Genomic DNA, 20,006 nt, shown 5'->3' with positions numbered 1-20,006 from the left:
TTTTCTGCTTTAAATACTAGGAAAGTTCAGGTATTTTCGCCTGAAATCTTCATCATTAAATACACTCAAACATTCAGGTTAAACAAGTTGGAAAAACACGAAGAAGTTCTGGTATCGCTACGTCAAATCATTCGCGCCATTGATCTGCATTCGAAGAAACTGAGCAAAGAATCGGGTCTCACTGCCCCGCAGCTTATTCTGATGCGTTCAATCAAAGAGCTGGGTGATGTGACCATCAAACAGCTGTCCAGTCACACCAACATGAGCCAGGCGACTGCGACGACGATTCTCGATCGTCTGGAGCGAAACGGCTATGTTCAGCGTATTCGCAGTGTGACCGATAAGCGTAAGGTACATGCTCACCTGACTGAAGCGGGTGAAGCGTTGCTGGACAAAGCGCCTTTGCCTCTGCAGCAGAGCTTTATCAACAAATTCCAACAACTGGAAGAGTGGGAACAGAGTTTGCTACTTTCCTCTGTTCAACGCATCTCGTCGATGATGAATGCAGAAGACATTGAAGCCACGCCGATGCTGCACTATGGCAGCATCAGCCAGGAAGTCTAACCTTCTAAAGACTAAGCCAATGACAACAAAGCGCCTCAAGAGGCGCTTTGTTTTATGCTCTGCTGCTCATCGATAATAACGTCCCTGCGCCAATAAATACGCTACCAGTCAATCGGTTAAATAACCTGGCACGCCCGCCGACAAACAACCAACCAGACGATTTAGCGCCTGCATAAGCGTATCCAGCCAACCAGCTCAGCTCCAACACCATAAACGTCGCGGCAAAAATTGCGTATTGGCTGATTAACGGGGCGTCTGGATTGATAAACTGGGGAAATAAGGCCGTGAAAAACAAGATCGCTTTGGGATTACTTGCCCCAACGATGAAGCCAGCGACATAATGTTTGACGAATCCACGACTCCCGCCATCCGAATATTGTGACTCTCCTGCCGTGTAGTCGCGCTGCGTTGAGGTTAGTGACTGGTAACCGAGGTAGATCAAATAAGCCGCACCGCACCACTTAATCAGGTTGAAAGCCAATTCTGACGACGTAATCAGAACGCCCAACCCAGTAAATGACAAGGTGAGAATCATGGTGATCGCCGACAAGCTTCCCAAAGCCGTGTATACACCGATTCGCCAACCGTATAACGCACCGCGGGTCAGACACAATAACGAACTTGGCCCGGGAGACGCCGTCAGTATCAATACGGCAACCAGATACAGCAACCAGGTATCTAAAGACATGATATCGCTCCTTGATATCGATAAAACGAACGGTTAATTCATCAAAATATGCATAGAAAGTAAATAGTTATTTTCTTCAGGTATAAAAAAACCGAGCTCATCGCTCGGTTTTTTGAATCAGAAGTCTCAAGTTACGCGTCGTCAGACTCTACGTCATCGCTCACATCGGATGCCGGTGTTTCCGTCGCTTCATCAGCCTCAACTGATTCAACCACTTCGCCTTCCTCATCCAGTTCGATTTCTTCAACTTCATCAATGCGCTGCAAACCAACCACAGACTCATCTTCAGCAGTACGGATCAAGGTGACACCCTGAGTATTCCGACCCACCTGGCTGACTTCAGCCACACGAGTACGTACCAGAGTACCAGCGTCGGTGATCATCATCATCTCGTCGCCTTCTTCCACCTGTACTGCACCCACGACTGGTCCATTACGCTCAGAGACTTTGATAGACACAACGCCTTGAGTCGCACGGCCTTTGGTTGGGTATTCCGCCAGTTCAGTCCGTTTGCCGTAGCCGTTCTGTGTCACTGTCAGAATATCGCCTTCGTTTGCCGGAACAATCAATGATACAACCTGATCGTCATCAGCAAGCTTCATACCACGAACACCTGCCGCAGTACGGCCCATGGCACGCACTTTATCTTCGCTAAAGCGTACCACTTTACCGGCTTTCGAGAACAGCATAATGTCGCTGTCACCGTTCGTGATATCGACACCGATGAGGGAGTCATCGTCACGCAGATTCACGGCAATCAAGCCGTTAGAACGTACGTTAGCAAACTGATCCAGTGACGTCTTCTTCACTGTACCGTCACCCGTCGCCATAAAGATGAACTTGTCTTGAGAGAACTCATCCACACGCAAGATCGCGGTGATGCGCTCACCCTCTTCCAACGGAAGGATATTCACAATCGGTTTACCACGTGCAGTGCGGCTAGCAAGCGGCAGTTGATACACTTTCAGACGGTAAGTCTTACCGCGAGTAGAGAAACACAGAATGTTGTCATGAGTATTCGCCACCAGCAGACGCTCGATGTAATCCTCATCTTTCATTCGAGTGGCACTCTTACCTTTACCACCACGACGCTGAGCTTCGTAATCACTCAACAACTGGTACTTCACGTAACCTTCGTGCGACAGCGTCACAACCACGTCTTCGCGAGCAATTAACTCTTCCAGATCGATGTCATGGCTGGCTGCCGTGATTTCAGTGCGGCGAGCATCACCAAACGCATCACGAACGGTTTCCAGCTCTTCACGAATCACTTCCATCAGACGCTCAGTGCTGGCCAGGATATGCATCAGTTCTGCAATCTCATCTAGCAGAGCTTTGTATTCATCCAGAATTTTTTCGTGTTCCAGACCGGTCAGTTTGTGCAGACGCAGATCCAGGATCGCCTGAGCCTGTTGCTCAGTCAGGTAGTATTGGCCATCGCGGATACCGTATTCCGGTTCCAACCATTCAGGGCGAGCCGCGTCAGTACCGGCACGTTCCAACATAGCTGCAACGTTACCCAGATCCCAACCACGAGCAATCAGGCCCGCTTTTGCTTCTGCTGGTGTTGGCGCTTTACGAATCAGGTCGATGATGTCGTCAATATTGGCTAGTGCCAGTGCCAAACCTTCAAGGATATGAGCACGTTCGCGGGCTTTGCGCAGTTCGAAGATCGTACGACGAGTCACCACTTCACGGCGGTGATCAACGAAACACTTCAGCATTTCTTTCAGGTTGAACAGCTTAGGCTGGCCATTGTCCAGCGCAACCATGTTGATACCGAACGTTGTTTGAAGCTGAGTGTTGGCGTAGAGGTTGTTCAGAACCACTTCGCCGACCGCATCACGCTTACATTCGATAACAATGCGCATACCGTCTTTGTCCGACTCATCGCGCAGGGCACTGATGCCTTCAACTTTTTTGTCTTTTACCAGCTCTGCGATCTTTTCAATCAGACGCGCTTTGTTCACTTGGTAAGGAATTTCGGTGACAATAATGGTCTCTTTGCCATTCTTGTCGGCTTCCACTTCCGCTTTCGAACGCATGTAGATCTTGCCGCGGCCAGTCTTGTATGCGTCGATGATTCCCTTACGGCCACTGATCAATGCTGCCGTTGGAAAATCGGGACCAGGAATGTAGTCCATCAGTTCATCGATGGTGATTTCTTCGTTATTGATGTATGCCAGACAGCCATCAATAACTTCACCCAGGTTATGCGGCGGGATATTCGTCGCCATACCCACTGCGATACCGGATGCACCGTTCACTAGCAGGTTAGGAATTTTCGTAGGTAATACGGCTGGAATCTGCTCTGTACCGTCGTAGTTTGGTACGTAGTCAACCGTTTCTTTGTCTAGGTCAGCCAGCAGCTCGTGGGCAATTTTTGCCATACGAACTTCGGTATAACGCATTGCTGCTGCTGAGTCACCATCGATCGAACCAAAGTTTCCTTGGCCGTCGACCAGCATGTAGCGCAGTGAGAACGGCTGAGCCATACGGACAATTGTGTCGTATACAGCACTATCACCGTGAGGGTGATATTTACCGATTACGTCACCGACAACACGGGCGGATTTTTTATATGGTTTGTTCCAATCGTTGCCTAGTACGTTCATCGCGAAAAGCACGCGGCGGTGTACTGGTTTAAGGCCATCACGCACATCCGGAAGAGCACGACCAACGATTACAGACATCGCATAGTCGAGGTACGAGCCTCTCAGCTCATCTTCGATGTTTACGGGCGTGATCTCTTTAGCTAGATCGCTCATAGAGCCATTATCCCTCTATTTATAGATCGTATGTACAATACGTTTAAGGTGCAAAAATATAACACACAATTCAACGGTTCGGCATTACTTTCCCTCCCCTTTTATCAGGTTGTGAGCTTTGTTGTGGATTAAATGCCGAGAAATTGCACATTGTTTACATATCCCGCTGAAAAGAGACTAATTTTTGTTCAGCGCTACGGGAATGTTCGTCAAGTGGTAGCCAGCGACGCAGTTACCGCTATAATGCTCTTCATTCACGGAAGCACGCTCATTTAGAAGAAGTACCGCTATGACTGATACTCAAAACGTAGACCCAAACGAAATCAAAAAATTTGAAGAGATGGCCTCGCGCTGGTGGGACCTGAATGGCGAGTTCAAACCGCTGCACCAGATCAACCCGTTACGTCTTGGGTATGTGCTCAAAAACGCCGACGGACTGTTTGGCAAGAAAGTGCTCGATGTCGGGTGCGGTGGCGGTATTCTGGCCGAGAGTATGGCGCGTGAAGGCGCTGATGTGACGGGCCTGGACATGGGAAAAGAGCCGCTCGAAGTCGCCCGCCTGCATGCATTAGAGACAGGCACCCAACTGACGTACATCCAGAGCACCATAGAACAGCATGCTCAGGACAATGCCGGCATGTACGATGTTGTCACCTGCATGGAAATGCTGGAGCACGTCCCCGACCCGCTCTCCGTGATTCGTTCTTGTTCTGCGCTGGTCAAGCCGGGAGGGCACGTATTCTTTTCAACCCTCAACCGTAATATCAAGTCTTACCTGTTCGCCATCGTTGGTGCGGAGAAGCTGCTCAAGATTGTGCCAGAGGGCACGCATGACCACGAAAAATTCATCCGTCCGTCTGAAATGATGAAGATGATAGACAGTACTGCGCTGCAGGAAAAAGGCATCACCGGTTTGCACTACAATCCACTGACAGATAGCTACAAACTGGGCCGAAATGTCGATGTCAACTACATCGTACATACCATTAAAGAGTAGTCTCAAAACTGTAACAAAAATGCAAAGGCGGTAGCACAAAGCGACCGCCTTTTTTAGTTAAATTTTCGAGAATTACGTGCTCTAGATTCAATTTTAACCAAGGCGATTTTTGACTGTATTTTTGGGTAAAGATCAAGGAATTTTTTTTTATCTCTGGTTACTTATAAACCGATCCTCAAACGTCAGTTTTCTGCATTCAAACCTGCCCTTATTTCATCGGTTAGTGGTTACTTACCGTTTTTTTTAATTTTGTTAGTTATCCACAAGTCATCCAAGATCTGGTGCCTTGAAATAACCATCCGATAGCACTATCTTGTAACCCGAAAGCTAACGTACCCCTACATATTGTGTTTGAGCTACAATATGTAGGTAGACCATGATCACAAAGCCGTAATCAAATTTACAAAAATTACATAAAAAAGCGGCTTTAATCAGTTTTGTTAGGGAAATGAAGCAGAATGAACCAACAACTTACCGTCACCAAGCGTGATGGCCGCAAAGAAAATATTGATCTGGATAAGATCCACAGAGTCATCACATGGGCAGCTGAAGGGCTGAACAACGTTTCGGTCTCTCAGGTAGAATTGCGTGCTCACATTCAGTTTTACGATGGCATTACGACATCAGATATTCACGAAACGATCATCAAATCAGCCGCTGACCTGATTTCGGAAGAGACGCCGGATTATCAGTATCTGGCTGCTCGTCTGGCCGTATTCCACCTGCGCAAAAAAGCGTATGGTCAATATGAGCCACCAACGCTGTACGATCACATCTCTAAACTGGTAGAGATGGGTAAGTACGACAAGCACCTGCTGGTAGATTACACCAAAGCTGAACTGGATGAGCTGGACGCCTATATCGATCACCGTCGTGATCTGAATTTCTCTTATGCAGCCGTTAAACAGCTTGAAGGTAAATACTTCGTTCAAAACCGTGTGACCGGTCAGATCTATGAGAGTGCTCAGTTCCTCTACATTCTGGTTGCGGCGTGTCTGTTCGCTAAGTATCCGAAGGCAACGCGTCTTGACTACATCAAGCGCTTCTACGATGCGACGTCAACGTTTAAGATCTCTCTGCCAACACCGATTATGTCTGGTGTTCGCACACCAACTCGTCAGTTCAGCTCATGCGTACTGATCGAATGTGGTGACAGCCTGGATTCAATTAACGCAACGGCTAGCTCAATCGTTCGTTATGTGTCACAGCGTGCTGGTATTGGTATTAATGCGGGCCGGATCCGTGCTCTGGGTTCTGAAATCCGTGGCGGTGAAGCTTTCCACACCGGTTGTATCCCATTCTACAAATACTTCCAAACAGCGGTGAAGTGCTGTTCTCAGGGTGGTGTTCGCGGCGGTGCGGCAACGGTATTTTACCCAATGTGGCACGGAGAAGTTCAGTCCCTGTTGGTTCTGAAAAACAACCGTGGTGTAGAAGAAAACCGTGTTCGTCACATGGACTATGGGGTACAACTGAACAAGTTGATGTACCAGCGTCTGGTTGAAGGCGGCTACATTACGCTGTTCTCACCATCGGATGTCCCGGGTCTTTATGACGCCTTCTTCCAGGATCAGGACGAGTTCGAACGTCTGTACGTGAAATACGAAAACGATCCGTCCGTGAAACAAGAGCGTGTGAAAGCGGTCGAGCTGTTCTCTTTGCTTATGCAAGAGCGAGCTTCAACCGGACGTATCTACATCCAGAACGTTGACCACTGCAACACCCACAGCCCGTTTGACGCTGAAGTTGCCCCCGTTCGTCAGTCTAACCTGTGTCTGGAAATTGCTCTGCCGACCAAGCCGCTAAGCAACGTGGAAGACGATTCCGGTGAAATTGCGCTGTGTACTCTGTCTGCATTCAACCTGGGCGCGATTCAAAGCCTGGACGACTTTAAAGAGCTTTCTGAGCTGGTTGTTCGTGCTCTGGATGCCCTACTTGATTACCAAGATTACCCGCTGCCAGCTGCGTACCGTTCAACCATGAACCGTCGTACTCTGGGTGTGGGCGTGATTAACTTCGCTTACTACCTGGCGAAACACGGCGTGAAGTACTCCGACGGCAGTGCAAATGGCCTGACTCACCGTACCTTCGAAGCGATGCAGTACTACCTGCTGAAAGCTTCGGTCGAGCTGGCAAAAGAGCAAGGCAAGTGTCCTTCATTTAACGAAACGAACTACGCGAAAGGCCTGTTGCCAATCGATACGTACAAGAAAGATATCGATACTATCTGTGATGAGCCACTGCACTATGACTGGGATGGCCTGCGTCAGGAGATCATGGAGCACGGCCTGCGTAACTCAACACTGACTGCGCTGATGCCTTCTGAGACCTCTTCTCAGATTTCCAACGCGACAAACGGTATTGAGCCACCGCGTGGTTTCGTCTCTGTAAAAGCGTCGAAAGACGGCATCCTGAAACAGGTGGTGCCGGACTTCACGGAACTCAAGAATAACTACGAACTGCTGTGGAACATCGGTTCTAACGACGGTTATCTGTACCTGGTTGGTATTATGCAAAAGTTTGTTGACCAGGCTATCTCAGCCAACACGAACTACGACCCTGCACGCTACGAAAGCGGTAAGGTACCGATGAAGAAACTGCTGCAAGACCTGCTGACCGCGTACAAATTTGGTGTGAAGACCCTTTACTACCACAACACGCGTGACGGTGCGAAAGACGACCAGAAAGACGCAGTTCAACCACAAGATGACGATTGTGCCGGCGGCGGTTGTAAGATTTAATCCGACCGACATAGAATCACATTAACAGACTACCGAACGCCCTCCTCGCCTGCTGACAGGATGGAGGGCTTAAAAGGAATTGAGGCATTATGGCTTACAGTACTTTTAACCAGACCAAAAATGACCAACTGAAAGAACCGATGTTCTTGGGTCAGTCGGTCAACGTTGCACGTTACGACCAACAGAAATACGAGATTTTTGAAAAACTGATCGAGAAGCAACTGTCGTTCTTCTGGCGTCCGGAAGAAGTTGACGTGTCCAGCGACCGCATCGACTACAACAAGTTGCCAGAGCATGAAAAGCACATCTTTATCTCGAACCTGAAGTATCAGACTCTGCTGGATTCTATCCAGGGCCGCAGCCCGAACGTCGCCTTACTGCCGTTGGTGTCTCTGCCAGAGCTGGAAACCTGGATCGAAACCTGGTCTTTCTCAGAAACCATCCATTCTCGTTCGTACACGCACATTATCCGTAATATCGTCAACAACCCGGGTGTTGTGTTTGATGACATCGTTGAAAACGAACACATCCTCAAGCGTGCAAAAGACATTGCGCACTACTACGATGATCTGATCAAACTGAGCAATGACTATCACCGTTACGGCGAAGGCCAGCATCAAATCAACGGTGAAACCGTATCTGTCAGTTTGTACGAACTGAAGAAAAAGCTATACGTATGTCTGATGTCGGTCAACGCACTGGAAGCGATCCGTTTCTACGTCAGTTTTGCCTGTTCTTTTGCGTTTGCGGAACGTGAGCTGATGGAAGGTAACGCGAAGATCATCAAGCTGATTGCTCGTGACGAAGCGCTACACCTGACTGGCACTCAACATATGATCAACCTGCTCCGTAATGGTCAGGATGACTTCTCATTCATTCAGATTGCTGAAGAGTGCAAACAAGAGTGTTTTGATCTGTTTAAGGAAGCTGCAGAGCAAGAGAAAGAATGGGCGGAATACCTGTTCAAAGACGGTTCAATGATCGGCCTGAACAAAGACATCCTGAGCCAGTACGTTGAATACATCACCAACGTGCGCATGCACGCTGTTGGTTTGCCTGCTGCTTACCCAGAAGCCACATCGAATCCGATTCCTTGGATCAACGCCTGGTTGTCGTCGGACAACGTTCAGGTAGCGCCTCAGGAAGCGGAAATCAGCTCTTACCTGGTTGGTCAGATTGACAACGAAGTAAACGCGGATGACTTCGAGGGCTTCGAGCTGTAATGGCCAATATAAAAATCAACAAAATCACTTCCGTTGAATCCAATCCGTCCAATACTCTGCTGGAAACGATGGAGCAAGCCGGATTGGAACCAGAATACAACTGCCGTGACGGGCATTGCGGAGCATGTCGTTGCAACCTGGTTTCTGGTGAAGTCGAATACGTTGGTTTTGCCATGGCGTACACGCAAGGTGATGAGATATTACCTTGTATCTGCCGAGCGAAGACAGACCTTGAGGTCGACAATGTCGTTTACCGACTCAAAGAAAAACGCGCTTGACGGCGCGTTTTTTTATGCTCTTTTTTCTGTTCAGAGGTCAAACATACTGGGCGGAGCTTCCCATCAGAATTTCATCTGCGATATCCATTGATACGGCCTTATGGGCAATCTCTCTTCCATCATCGTCAAACAGTGAAAGTTGGAAACCCTGATACGCGCTGTGCTCTTCCATCTGGGGAGTTTTGCGCCACAGCGACACAACATCAAAGCTGTCGTTGCTGAATGTCTCACCCAGTACCACTTTCTGACTTGCGACTTTATACCAGACAATAATTTTTGACTGATGGAACATGATTGCCTCCTTGCGAATCACTAGCCGGAGCATTCAGTTTACAATCAATTTCCTATAACTAAAGGCTGAAATTTGACCCGATTAAGGGAGTCATTATTAAATCAATCGCTTAGGAGTTAGAAAGATTCCTTATATCAAATAATGTGAACTTGAGTGCCTGTAATAAGTTTTATATTCATCGGGTTATAAGCGGCGCCCCATCAGCCGCCGCGACCTGATTCAGTATTGCAGTTGCTCCGCTGGGACAAAAATGTCTTTGACCCGGCCAACCGAGCTGTAGTTAACAAACATGGGCTTTTTCGTCAAATAGCGACGCAACATATCCAGTGCCACCGTACTGATCAATAAGCGCTGATTTTCGCGGTTATACTGCCGACTGAACGTTAGCACCTGTCCCCACTCTCCCTGAGGCGTCGCCAACGCCACAGAAAATTGATTATCTGTGACTTTACCGGTCACCAACGACAGCTCTGTCGAGCACTTCTGACGCGTTGCACCGGCGAGTGCCAGTGTTGCAGCCAACGGATCCTGCTCGTCATCGCCCACCGACACGGCGCCGCCGAGAATCCAGCCGTGACCACACCATTTTTCGGCCGCTGCTTCCGACTGCAACCAATTCGACAACCAGCCACCCGTTGACTGTTCGCTGGTCGAAAGCGATAGCTGAGCATCATCGAGCAAACTGGCAATATGCTGAATCATCGGCTCATCGATACTGACCACGTGAGTGTCAATTAACTGATTAATGATCTTCATGATCCCCAGCTTGTTACTGAGATCCCCTTTCGGTCCGAACAGCTTCACCTCAATAAACGGCAAATAAGAGCGATATCCAAGCATGTAGCCCGCCGGTAACTGGACCCGATCGAGTTTGTCCGATAGCGCCGATTCCGATGTCCCAAATGTATAAAACCGACTGCATTCCAAACCAGCCTGCTGAGGGTAACGCTGTTTTAGATCGGGTAGGATCTGCTGCTCCACCATCATCTTAAACTCAGATGGGACACCTGGTGTGAAATAGAACAGACAGTCATTGATCAGCATCGAAAAGCCACAAGCAGTACCAATCGGGTTGTCGACTAAGGTGGCCTTCTCGGGCAGCATGGCTTGTTTGATGTTGCTCTCTGGCATCACCATCTTGCGCTGTGCGAAAAAACCCTCCAGACGCGCCTGCCACTCAGGAAACAGCTTCAGAGACTGCTCACCCGCTTTTGCTGCCGCCTCACTGCTCAAGTCATCACTGGTTGGTCCGAGTCCACCATTCACCACCACCACTTGGTTGTTGAAGCTCAGCATCATTAGTTCTTCTACCAGCGATGATAGCTCGTCCCCAACAGTCGCGCGTTTTGACAGAGGAAATCCCGCCTCAAAAAATTGTTCCGAAAGCCAGGCGGCGTTGGTGTCGACAATATCGCCGTGAAGCACCTCTTCACCTGTGCTCAGCATTGCAATTTTTAACATCTGTTCATTCCTCTGCGAATTCATTCGTTACGTCGCCTATCATCACACAATTTGCGCAAGAAAAAACCCGTTTTGTAACAAACATTTCACCTGTTGGTTGTTTATACTCGCAGGCACAGTTCGCGCCTCTTAATCCACTGCCGTTCTGTGCTCACGAACTCTCCCCCTCATAATAACAACCGCGATTACTTTTCTGTGCCCGCGCTAAAAGAAACCAGAAATTACGCTGCCGATAGAGTAAAAACTTGACTGAAATCAAGCTCCCAACACGGGTTGCTTCTACACTTAAGAACATAAGGACAATAAAACAGAGAGTTATGTTTTACTCAGTAGGAGGCTTAGTATGACCAGCACATTCATTGTCAATTTCGTCGGCAAAGCGACTCCAGCAACGATCAAAGAATTGGCTGCTATCACCCACGAAAATGGCGGTAAATGGTTGATCAGTAAAGTGAACTTTATTGAAGACCAAGTCGCTGCTGTGATTAAGGTTGAGCTGCCCACCTCAAACGAACAAGTGGTGAAACAAGCGTTTCAGTCCCATCCGGATCTGTTGGTGCAGATTGTGGATTCAGGCAGTCAGGCACACCGGGAAGACACCATCTACCACCTTCGTCTGGACTCCAATGATCGTGCCGGTATTGTGAATGACATTACCCACATTCTGGATAACCAGGGGGCTCACATTCTGGATATGGATTGCCAACGGGTCTTCATTGCTGGCGGTGGTGGTGTCAGCTCCAGCTTGTTTACCGCTAACGTCGCAATCCGGTTACCCGCCGAAGTACAGATCGAAGATGTCGCGAATGAACTCGAATCACTCAGTGAAGACATCAAAGTGATGGTGGAATCCTGATACCCGTCCCTGATATAAAAAGAGCAGCCAATGGCTGCTCTTTTTCTTACACCGCGATTCAACCGCTTACTTCACCGACCATTTCGACAGAGAACGTTTAAAATCGGCGTAGTCAAACTCGTTCAGCTTCTGAATCTCACCCGTTGAGCGCTCACAATACACCGATGGCATACGCAGCCCGTTGAACCAATTCAGTTTCACCATGGTGTAACCGGCACTGTCAAGAATGTGCAGCTTCTGACCGATTGTCAGGGGCTGTTCAAAATTCGCAACACAGAACTGATCGCCTGCCAGACACGAACAAGAGCCAATAACGTATTCATGTTCGCCCTGTTCAGACGCTTCCAGCACCGACGCAGGTTCGTTGTAGATCAACGTGTCCAGACGGTGCGCTTCAGTGGCAGAATCCACAATCGCGGTTTTCTTCACGTTCTCAACAATGTCCACGACCGTTACCACCAGATCGGTGGTCTTAGTGATGATCGCTTCTCCCGGCTCCAGATACAATTGTACCTTGTGTTTGTCAGCGAACGCTTTCAACGCCAGGCCAAGCTTTTCAATATCGTAACCCGGCCAGGTAAAGAATACCCCACCGCCCAGGCTCACCCAGTCCAGTCGATTGAGATACTCACCAAACTGCTCTGAGATTGCATCCAACAAAGCCACAAATGCATCCACATCTTTGTTTTCACAGTTCATGTGGAACATCACACCATGGATACTATCAAACACTTCAGGCTTGATATGGTCCATCTGAACACCCAGTCGGGAGAACTGACGCGCTGGGTTTGCCAGATCCTGACCAGCATAACTGACTCCCGGATTCAGTCTCAGCCCCAAAGACGCTTTGCCTTCCACAATGTAACGATACGCGGCTAACTGAGACTGAGAGTTAAAGATCATCTTGTCACAGATGTCCGCCACCTCACGAACGTCGTCTTCACTGTAGCCCACGCTGTAAGCATGTGTTTCACCACCAAAAGTTTCGTGGCCCAGTTTGACTTCAAACGGGCCAGAACTGGTGGTGCCGTCCAGGTAAGGCTTAATGATGTCAAACACGCCCCAGGTCGAAAAACACTTCAGTGCCAAGACCAGTTTCACGCCCGAAATGTCTTTCAGTTGTTTGGCTTTTTCCAGATTCGCGATCAACTTGTCTTCATTGATCATGAAGTAAGGGGTTTTCAGGTCGCTTTTTTGCATTTCTACGGTCACTCTAAAATCGAACAAAGCCGACGCTTGCGCGTCGGCTCAATTTACAGGCTGTTACTTGAAGCAAATTACTTCAAGATCTGGATATCAGGCTGCTGAGGCTCCAGCTCCTGCACATGCCAGTCAAGGCCAATGCCAGGCATAGTTTCCAGGAACGGATCCGGATCCAACTGCTCCATGTTAAACACGCCTTTCTCTGCCCATTTACCACGGAAGAACTGCAATGCGGCAGTGATCGCCGGAACACCCGTCGTGTACGAAATCGCCTGATGTTCAACGTCGTCATACGCCACTTCATGATCCGCGTTATTGTAGATAAACACGCTGCGTTCTTTGCCGTCTTTCTTACCTTGCACCCAGGTACCAATGCAGGTTTTCCCTGTGTAACCTGGTGCCAGCGATGTTGGATCTGGCAGCAACGCTTTCAATACGTGCAATGGCTGAACCACGGTGCCGTCATGCAGTGTCAGTGGTTCCGGACTTAGCAGGCCAATATCACGCATGCAGTTGAAGTAGTTCAGGTATTTATCACCGAATCCCATCCAGAACTCAATACGCTTCGCCGGGATGAACTCTTTCATCGAACGAACTTCATCGTGCGCCATGGAGTACACTTTGTGTTTACCCACCAGCGGGAAGTCGAACTCAAACATACGTGAGTGACATGGCACTTGTTTCCAATCGCCATTTTCCCAGTAGAAAGAGTCACCCTGGATTTCCAACATGTTGGTTTCCGGGTCAAAGTTGGTCGCAAACTTCTTACCGTGATCACCCGCGTTTACATCCATCACGTCGATGGTGTCGATCTCATCAAACAGATGTTTGACCGCGTACGCGGCAAACACAGACACCACGCCCGGATCGAAACCCGCACCTAGAATACCTGTGATACCCGCTTCTGCGAACTTCTCACGGTAACCCCACTGCCAGTCATAAGCCTGAGGTACCTGTTGGCCTTCACTGCACAGGTCTACCGCGACAGAAGTGTCCAGATAAGAGACTTTGGCGCGGTAGCACGCTTCCATGATAGGCATGTTTACCCATGGAGGACCCGCGTTGATCACCAGATCCGGTTGAACTTCCTGAATAAGAGCAACCAGTGCATCTACGTCGTCGGCGTTCACAGCACGCGCTTCGAGTTTTTTCGATGAGTCTTTCAGGTTGTTTTTGTTCTGAATCGATTCAATGATCTTTTCGCACTTACCAACGGTACGAGATGCGATTGTGATATCGCCCAGTACATCGTTGTTCTGCGCTGCTTTATGCGCAACAACCCAACCAACACCACCTGCACCTATTTGTAGAATTGCCATTATTCCTTACCCTTATTTCGCCAGCTCAACTGCCAGCTGGTTTATTTCAGTTAAAAGTTTTTCGAAGTCTGACAACGTCAGACATGGATTTAAGATAGTAAATTTCAGCGCTGACTGACCATTTACTGTCGTCTCACCCAAAACAGCGACACCGCGAACCAGCGCTTCGATACGAACTTTCTGGTTCAGTTTATCCACTCCCTGAGACGCTTCCTGAGTTGAGCGGAACAATACCGTCGACAAAGAAGGCTCAGCCAGCAGCTCAAAGCCCGCATGTTCACGAACCATCTCTGCGACCTGTTGAGTCTGCGCCAACAGGTGATCGTACATCTCACCTAACGCTTGCGGACCTACGCTTTGCATCGTCATGAAGACTTTCAACGCGTCAAAACGTTTTGTGGTCGCAACCGACTTGTCTACCAGGTTGGGTAACTCGTCGTGCTCACGGTTCAGGTAATCCGCGTGATGCAACAGGAACTTGAAGTTGGCTTTGTCATTCACCAACAGCGCGCCGCAACTGATGGTTTGATAAAACAATTTGTGGAAGTCGACCGACACGGAGTTGGCACGCTCGATCCCCTTCAGACGAGCCTTATGGCTGCTCAGAATCAATGCACCACCGTAAGCGCCGTCGACATGCATCCAGATCTGATGCTTGGCCGCGACATCGGCAATAACCTGCAGATCATCAATCGCACCGTGATCAGTGGTACCCGCGGTACCGACCACAGCAAATGGGATCAGGCCATCCGCTTTCGCTTGCTCAATCACGCGCTCCAATTGGCTGGCGTCCATAGTGCCATCAGGCAACGCATCAACGGTCAACACGGCTTTTTCACCCAGCCCCATCCAGGATGCCGACTTTTGTACCGTAAAGTGTGCTTTTGCCGAACAAACGATGCGCAGTTTGTCGGCATAATCCGGCAAACCCAATTTCTGGATAGAATGACCACTCAGCGTATCGGCGATCCAGTCACGGGCCAACATCAGCCCCATCTGATTACTCTGCGTACCGCCGCTGGTGAAAATACCGTCCGCGCTATCGCTCATTTCGTATTTGTCGCACAGCCAGTTGATCACTTTCTGCTCGACATAAGTGGCAGATGACGCCTGGTCCCACGAATCCATAGACTGGTTGAGTGCTGCAATCATGGCTTCGGCCGCAATGGCAGGCATCAGTGGCGGTGTGTGCAGGTGCGCAATGCACCCCGGGTGCTGCGTGAAAATGGCGTTTTTTGCCACCAGCTCAGTGGTGCTGTCAATAACGGCTTTCAAACTGGTTTGAGTGGCGTCCAGGTTCACTGCATTGATCTGTGCTTCCAGCAGTTTCGGATCCAGGCCGGAATACGGCTTATCAACCTGTTCGAAAAGCTGTTTCATTGCCGCCGTGGTGTGATTCATTACCGACGCAAACTCATCCGCGCCGTACTCACCCGTATGAACAAAGTGTTTGCTCCACCCTCTGTCCTGAGACCCCTCTGCCAGGCCACCACCAGCGGCCAGAATAGCGTCTTCCAGTACTCGCAGGGCAAAGTCAATTTGTTCAAAGCTGATGATAAGTGGTGGCAGGAAGCGGATAACCGAACCTTCGCGGCCACCTTTTTCGACCATCAGACCACGTTCGAGTACAGCACGCTGGATCCTCAGCGTCAGTTCGCCGTCAGCCTGCGGTTCACCAAATTTATTGCGAGCGCCTGATGGGTCCTGAATTTCAACACCCAACATCAGGCCTTTACCGCGCACTTCGGCGATGCAGTTCACTCGGCTCTGGATCTTCTCCAGACCGTGACGCAAATATTGACCAGCGATATTCGCGTGCTCTACCAGGTTGTCACGTTCCATGATTTCCAGCGCTTTCGCACCGGACACCATCGCCAACTGGTTGCCGCGGAATGTTCCGGTATGCTCGCCCGCCTTCCAGGTATCAATCGATTTGTTGAATACCAGAATCGACATTGGCAGACCACCACCAATCGCTTTGGACAGACACAGGATATCCGGATTAATGCCAGACTCTTCAAACGCGAAACGGTAGCCAGATTTACCAACACCACATTGAATTTCATCGAAAATCAACAGGATGCCGTGCTCATCGCAGATACGACGCAGCTCACGTAGCCAGAACGCAGGCGCCGGAATTACGCCACCTTCACCCTGAACAGGTTCAACGATGATTGCCGCTGGCTTCATGATGCCGGCTTCATCATCCCTGAGCAGACGCTCGATGTAACGGATGCTTGCTTTGGCACCTTCATCTCCACCCAGTCCAAACGGGCAACGCAGGTTGTATGGGAATGGCATAAAGTGCACATCTGACATCAGGCCAGTACGACGCGCTTTAGTGCCCAGATTCCCCATCATACCCATCGTACCGTTGGTCATGCCATGGTAAGCGCCACGGAACGCAAACATGGTGTTGCGCCCTGTGGTTTGCTTAGCCAGCTTGATTGCCGCCTCAACGGCATCGGCACCCGATGGGCCACAGAACTGAATGGCTGAATTTTTGGCAAACTGCTGCGGCAGAAACGCCTTCACGCGCTTGATAAAATTGTCTTTAGCTTTCGTTGTAATATCAAGTGTTTGATACGGCAGACCCGAATCCAGTTGCTCTTTCAGCGCTTGGTTAATTTCTGGGTGGTTGTACCCTAGCGCCAACGTGCCAGCCCCCGCCAGACAGTCCAGAAAGATTTGACCACGGGTGTCTTCTACCAGAGCACCATAAGCCCGTTTAATCGCAATAGGAAGACGACGTGGGTAAGAACGTACTTCAGACTCATGCTCTGCCTGATCCTGTAAAATCTGGTCAGGCGTGAGATCGTATGTGCCTTCAACAACCGGCACTTGAGTGGAAAATGTCGATACAATGCTGTTTTCGACTTCAAAGGCTGTGCTCATTTATATGTTACCTTGAAATAGAGAAACCCAACTCACTTCTGCCATCACCATCCAGAAATGAGGTGTAAAAATGCCTTCCGATTTCACGAAAAGTGGATACGGAATAGCGGCCATCAAACCGATGACAATGTGAGAATCAGTAGATCAAGGTTCGGTTATGCTACTGTTTTGTAAAACAGGGCATTTACGAGGAATGAGGCTGATTAAAGTGCAGTAAACGTTAAGTGAGTTCAATGTTGGGTTTCCCATTCGCTGCCGCTCCCGCGACATTAAGTATCCCGTCTATCGACAAAAGGCTTTGTCGATACCTACCCTACGTAGTGTCGCAATCAGCTGAATGTCACTACGCGTATCCCCCAGAAATCGTCTGCTTTATACAACGTCCGAGATTGCGCGGGAAAGTAGCATAAATTGAAACTAGCTTGCAATATCTTTTAACACCCTCTCTATTAATAAATTCATTAACATAGTGTTTTGTTCTTAATTTTCATAGACTAAGCATAGAGTATCGATTCTCAAAAATCATATAAATTTGATAAAGATCACACTCGAAATCGCATCAAAAAAAGCAACTTAAAATCAACAAATTACCTAAGTCAGTTCAAACTTAAGTATGATAGGCCCAATGCACAAACTGAGTCCTATGCATTAGCAGAATCAACAATAAATTCAACCATCTATTTCCCCTAACCCTCGTTTCTTTACTAAGCTTTGTCTGTTAACCGCCACCAACCAAGTTGCGCAGGGTGCATCGTCAGGCCCTTCCACTTGTGAACAGGAGATTCGCAGTGAACTGGAAAAAACAGATGATTGTGAGTTGCCTATTGGGATACTGCTTTTCCGCTCAGGCTCAAACCCTAGAGCAGGCCGTTGCCATAGCACTCGCGACTAATCCAGATATAAAAAGTATTTTCAACGAATATCAGAGTGCGCTCAAACAGCATGACGCGTCAAATGGTGCCTACTTGCCCAGTATCGATTTGGATGCTGGGATTGGTTACGAAGGGATTCGCCCTGCTGATTCCACTGGCCAGGACGATACCGACCTGACACGAAAAGAAGCCACGGTCTCACTCACACAGCTATTATGGGATGGTTCTGCGACACTGAATGATATGGATCGGACGGCGGCGGACGCCGAATCCACCCGATTACAATTGATCGCTGATGCACAAGACATGGCACTAAAGGTCGCGCAGGTTTATCTGGATGCCATCAAAGCCGAAGAAGTGCTGAAATTGTCAGAAAATAACCTCCGCGTTCATAAAGAGATTTACAAAGACATCAGTCGTCGTGCTGAGTCTGGCATCGGCTCCACTGCTGACGTCTCCCAAGTCGAAGCGCGGATAGCCAAAGCACACGGTAACCTGCTGGCTGCGCAAAACAACCTGTACGACACGCACACGCAGTTTCGCCGTATCGTCGGTCAGGAGCCCCTGGGCCTGACCTATCCCCGAGCCGACATTTTTAAGCTACCGCCAACCATGACCCGTGCGATGGACGTGGCGTATGAAAAACACCCGGTCATTCAGATCGCTAAAGCCGATATCGACTCCGCCCGTTACCAATACAAGCAGTCCAAGGGCCCTTTCTACCCAACGCTGTCGATAGAAGCCAGCCAAACCTGGCGTGATGATGCAGGTGGGGATGAAGGACGCAGTGATGAAACACTGGCCATGCTACGCATGCGCTACAACCTGTATAACGGCGGCTCGGATCAGGCACTGTCCGAAAAAGCGGCCTCACAGCTCAACAAAGCCAAAGACTTACGCGATAGCGCTTACCGCCAGGTTGAAGAAGGACTGCGCCTCTCCTGGAGCGCGTTGGACTTGACCCTGCAACAAAAAGAGTTTTTGGCCGATCATGTGGATTCAGCGTCAGAAACCGTGATTGCTTATGAAAAGCAATACCGGATTGGTCAGCGAACCTTGCTTGATTTACTCAACACCGAAAACGAATTGTTTGAGGCACGCAAAGATTACCTCGACGCCCACTACTCAGAGCAATACGCTAAGTATCGGGTAATGAATGCTACCGGTGCCCTACTGGACGCACTGCTGGTTGATATTCCACCTGAATGGACCGAAAAAGTGGAGTATTAAGATGGATAAAAAAACCTTAGTAATGGCCATGATAGCCAGTAGCGTTGTAAGTCAGGCGGTCATGGCGGAAGAAGAAGAGTATCCATACATGGACACACCAGTCGCATTTCAGGTCTCTGATCTCATCGACGATGATGCCGATGGCGTCATCAATGCGCGTGACTTGTGCGCGGATACCCCACCTGGCGCCCTGATCGACAACGACGGCTGTGGTGAAAAAATCCTGATGGAAGAGTCTCGCCAGCTGCACATCCTGTTCGCTAATAATTCATCGGTCATTGAGCCGAGTTTCAACGCACAAATTGCCAACATGGCGCAGTTTCTGCAAAAATACCCTGGTGCCTCAATTGAGGTACGCGGCTATGCGAGTAAAGTCGGCTCCGCCAGTCATAACCAGGCATTGTCCCAACAACGGGCAGAAGCAGTACGTAGCCGACTAATCGGCTACCAGGTTGAACCACAACGGGTAGCCGTCGTGGGCTATGGCGATACAAGGCCTGAAGTCAATCAAGACACTTCTCAGGCGCATGCAGCCAACCGACGGGTGACCGCCACCGTAGTTGGATTGGACGAAGAAGTCATCAAGGAATGGACCATCTTCTCAACCCGAAGCCTATAA

At 49.2% G+C, this 20,006-nt stretch carries 15 protein-coding genes; 8 read left to right on the top strand and 7 right to left on the bottom strand.

Annotated features, from left to right (window positions below; genetic code table 11):
• Nucleotides 1–87 precede the first annotated feature (87 nt).
• On the top strand, nucleotides 88–564 hold the full coding sequence (locus VPR01S_RS11260) for a MarR family winged helix-turn-helix transcriptional regulator (RefSeq protein ID WP_021705458.1): 477 nt from the start codon (nucleotides 88–90) through the stop codon (nucleotides 562–564).
• Between the two features lie 52 nt (nucleotides 565–616).
• Here VPR01S_RS11260 and VPR01S_RS11255 read toward each other — a convergent pair whose 3' ends face one another.
• Both VPR01S_RS11255 and gyrA read right to left on the bottom strand, forming a co-directional pair.
• The gene (locus VPR01S_RS11255) at nucleotides 617–1,252 is read right to left on the bottom strand and encodes a LysE family translocator (RefSeq protein WP_021705457.1); all 636 of its coding nucleotides are present in this window, start codon (nucleotides 1,250–1,252) and stop codon (nucleotides 617–619) included.
• A 131-nt stretch (nucleotides 1,253–1,383) separates the two neighbouring features.
• Entirely contained in the window at nucleotides 1,384–4,020 is a 2,637-nt protein-coding gene (gyrA, locus tag VPR01S_RS11250; RefSeq protein WP_021705456.1) for a DNA topoisomerase (ATP-hydrolyzing) subunit A, read from the bottom strand.
• Between the two features lie 289 nt (nucleotides 4,021–4,309).
• Here gyrA and ubiG point away from each other — a divergent pair, with 289 nt between their 5' ends.
• The 4 genes from ubiG (at nucleotide 4,310) to yfaE (ending at nucleotide 9,259) form a co-directional block, all read left to right on the top strand.
• Nucleotides 4,310–5,017 (top strand): bifunctional 2-polyprenyl-6-hydroxyphenol methylase/3-demethylubiquinol 3-O-methyltransferase UbiG, encoded by a 708-nt coding sequence (gene ubiG / locus VPR01S_RS11245; protein ID WP_021705455.1) that lies wholly within the window; start codon nucleotides 4,310–4,312, stop codon nucleotides 5,015–5,017.
• Between the two features lie 458 nt (nucleotides 5,018–5,475).
• The gene (gene nrdA / locus VPR01S_RS11240; protein WP_021705454.1) at nucleotides 5,476–7,758 is read left to right on the top strand and encodes a class 1a ribonucleoside-diphosphate reductase subunit alpha; all 2,283 of its coding nucleotides are present in this window, start codon (nucleotides 5,476–5,478) and stop codon (nucleotides 7,756–7,758) included.
• 89 nt (nucleotides 7,759–7,847) lie between these two features.
• Nucleotides 7,848–8,981: a class Ia ribonucleoside-diphosphate reductase subunit beta gene (gene nrdB / locus VPR01S_RS11235; RefSeq protein WP_021705453.1), complete on the top strand. Its 1,134-nt coding sequence runs from the start codon at nucleotides 7,848–7,850 to the stop codon at nucleotides 8,979–8,981.
• A complete protein-coding gene (gene yfaE, locus VPR01S_RS11230) occupies nucleotides 8,981–9,259 on the top strand; it encodes a class I ribonucleotide reductase maintenance protein YfaE (RefSeq protein ID WP_021705452.1) in 279 nt (92 codons plus the stop codon). Before nrdB ends, yfaE begins: the two co-directional genes overlap by 1 nt.
• A gap of 37 nt (nucleotides 9,260–9,296) precedes the next feature.
• Here the strand turns inward: yfaE and VPR01S_RS11225 are convergent, their stop codons facing one another.
• Both VPR01S_RS11225 and VPR01S_RS11220 read right to left on the bottom strand, forming a co-directional pair.
• Complete coding sequence (locus VPR01S_RS11225; RefSeq protein WP_021705451.1) at nucleotides 9,297–9,551, bottom strand: hypothetical protein; 255 nt, start codon at nucleotides 9,549–9,551, stop codon at nucleotides 9,297–9,299.
• Nucleotides 9,552–9,770: 219 nt separating this feature from the next.
• On the bottom strand, nucleotides 9,771–11,012 hold the full coding sequence (locus tag VPR01S_RS11220; RefSeq protein ID WP_021705450.1) for a CinA family nicotinamide mononucleotide deamidase-related protein: 1,242 nt from the start codon (nucleotides 11,010–11,012) through the stop codon (nucleotides 9,771–9,773).
• A gap of 343 nt (nucleotides 11,013–11,355) precedes the next feature.
• Here VPR01S_RS11220 and VPR01S_RS11215 point away from each other — a divergent pair, with 343 nt between their 5' ends.
• Nucleotides 11,356–11,868: a glycine cleavage system transcriptional repressor gene (locus VPR01S_RS11215; RefSeq protein WP_021705449.1), complete on the top strand. Its 513-nt coding sequence runs from the start codon at nucleotides 11,356–11,358 to the stop codon at nucleotides 11,866–11,868.
• 66 nt (nucleotides 11,869–11,934) lie between these two features.
• Here VPR01S_RS11215 and nspC read toward each other — a convergent pair whose 3' ends face one another.
• The 3 genes from nspC to VPR01S_RS11200 all read right to left on the bottom strand — a co-directional run bounded on the left by nspC (nucleotide 11,935) and on the right by VPR01S_RS11200 (nucleotide 17,285).
• The gene (gene nspC, locus VPR01S_RS11210) at nucleotides 11,935–13,068 is read right to left on the bottom strand and encodes a carboxynorspermidine decarboxylase (protein ID WP_021705448.1); all 1,134 of its coding nucleotides are present in this window, start codon (nucleotides 13,066–13,068) and stop codon (nucleotides 11,935–11,937) included.
• A gap of 77 nt (nucleotides 13,069–13,145) precedes the next feature.
• Nucleotides 13,146–14,390, bottom strand: a complete 1,245-nt coding sequence (locus VPR01S_RS11205; RefSeq protein ID WP_021705447.1) for a carboxynorspermidine synthase — start codon at nucleotides 14,388–14,390, stop codon at nucleotides 13,146–13,148.
• A 12-nt stretch (nucleotides 14,391–14,402) separates the two neighbouring features.
• Entirely contained in the window at nucleotides 14,403–17,285 is a 2,883-nt protein-coding gene (locus VPR01S_RS11200; protein WP_021705446.1) for a pyridoxal phosphate-dependent class III aminotransferase, read from the bottom strand.
• An 806-nt stretch (nucleotides 17,286–18,091) separates the two neighbouring features.
• On the opposite strand from VPR01S_RS11200, the gene VPR01S_RS11195 reads away from it, so the two are divergent.
• A complete protein-coding gene (locus VPR01S_RS11195; protein WP_040902655.1) occupies nucleotides 18,092–19,387 on the top strand; it encodes a TolC family outer membrane protein in 1,296 nt (431 codons plus the stop codon).
• Between the two features lies 1 nt (nucleotide 19,388).
• The gene (locus VPR01S_RS11190; protein ID WP_021705444.1) at nucleotides 19,389–20,006 is read left to right on the top strand and encodes an OmpA family protein; all 618 of its coding nucleotides are present in this window, start codon (nucleotides 19,389–19,391) and stop codon (nucleotides 20,004–20,006) included.

The organism is Vibrio proteolyticus NBRC 13287 (assembly GCF_000467125.1).
GTDB lineage: Bacteria > Pseudomonadota > Gammaproteobacteria > Enterobacterales > Vibrionaceae > Vibrio > Vibrio proteolyticus.
This window is presented reverse-complemented; position numbering and strand designations above follow the sequence as displayed.

Coding starts and splice junctions, on each gene's coding strand:
- VPR01S_RS11190 (WP_021705444.1), top strand. CDS start 19,389: ATGGATAAAAAAACCTTAGTAATGGCCATGATAGCCAGTAGCGTTGTA.
- VPR01S_RS11195 (WP_040902655.1), top strand. CDS start 18,092: ATGATTGTGAGTTGCCTATTGGGATACTGCTTTTCCGCTCAGGCTCAA.
- VPR01S_RS11255 (WP_021705457.1), bottom strand. CDS start 1,252: ATGTCTTTAGATACCTGGTTGCTGTATCTGGTTGCCGTATTGATACTG.
- ubiG (WP_021705455.1), top strand. CDS start 4,310: ATGACTGATACTCAAAACGTAGACCCAAACGAAATCAAAAAATTTGAA.
- VPR01S_RS11205 (WP_021705447.1), bottom strand. CDS start 14,390: ATGGCAATTCTACAAATAGGTGCAGGTGGTGTTGGTTGGGTTGTTGCG.
- VPR01S_RS11220 (WP_021705450.1), bottom strand. CDS start 11,012: ATGTTAAAAATTGCAATGCTGAGCACAGGTGAAGAGGTGCTTCACGGC.
- nspC (WP_021705448.1), bottom strand. CDS start 13,068: ATGCAAAAAAGCGACCTGAAAACCCCTTACTTCATGATCAATGAAGAC.
- VPR01S_RS11200 (WP_021705446.1), bottom strand. CDS start 17,285: ATGAGCACAGCCTTTGAAGTCGAAAACAGCATTGTATCGACATTTTCC.
- nrdB (WP_021705453.1), top strand. CDS start 7,848: ATGGCTTACAGTACTTTTAACCAGACCAAAAATGACCAACTGAAAGAA.
- gyrA (WP_021705456.1), bottom strand. CDS start 4,020: ATGAGCGATCTAGCTAAAGAGATCACGCCCGTAAACATCGAAGATGAG.
- yfaE (WP_021705452.1), top strand. CDS start 8,981: ATGGCCAATATAAAAATCAACAAAATCACTTCCGTTGAATCCAATCCG.
- nrdA (WP_021705454.1), top strand. CDS start 5,476: ATGAACCAACAACTTACCGTCACCAAGCGTGATGGCCGCAAAGAAAAT.
- VPR01S_RS11225 (WP_021705451.1), bottom strand. CDS start 9,551: ATGTTCCATCAGTCAAAAATTATTGTCTGGTATAAAGTCGCAAGTCAG.
- VPR01S_RS11215 (WP_021705449.1), top strand. CDS start 11,356: ATGACCAGCACATTCATTGTCAATTTCGTCGGCAAAGCGACTCCAGCA.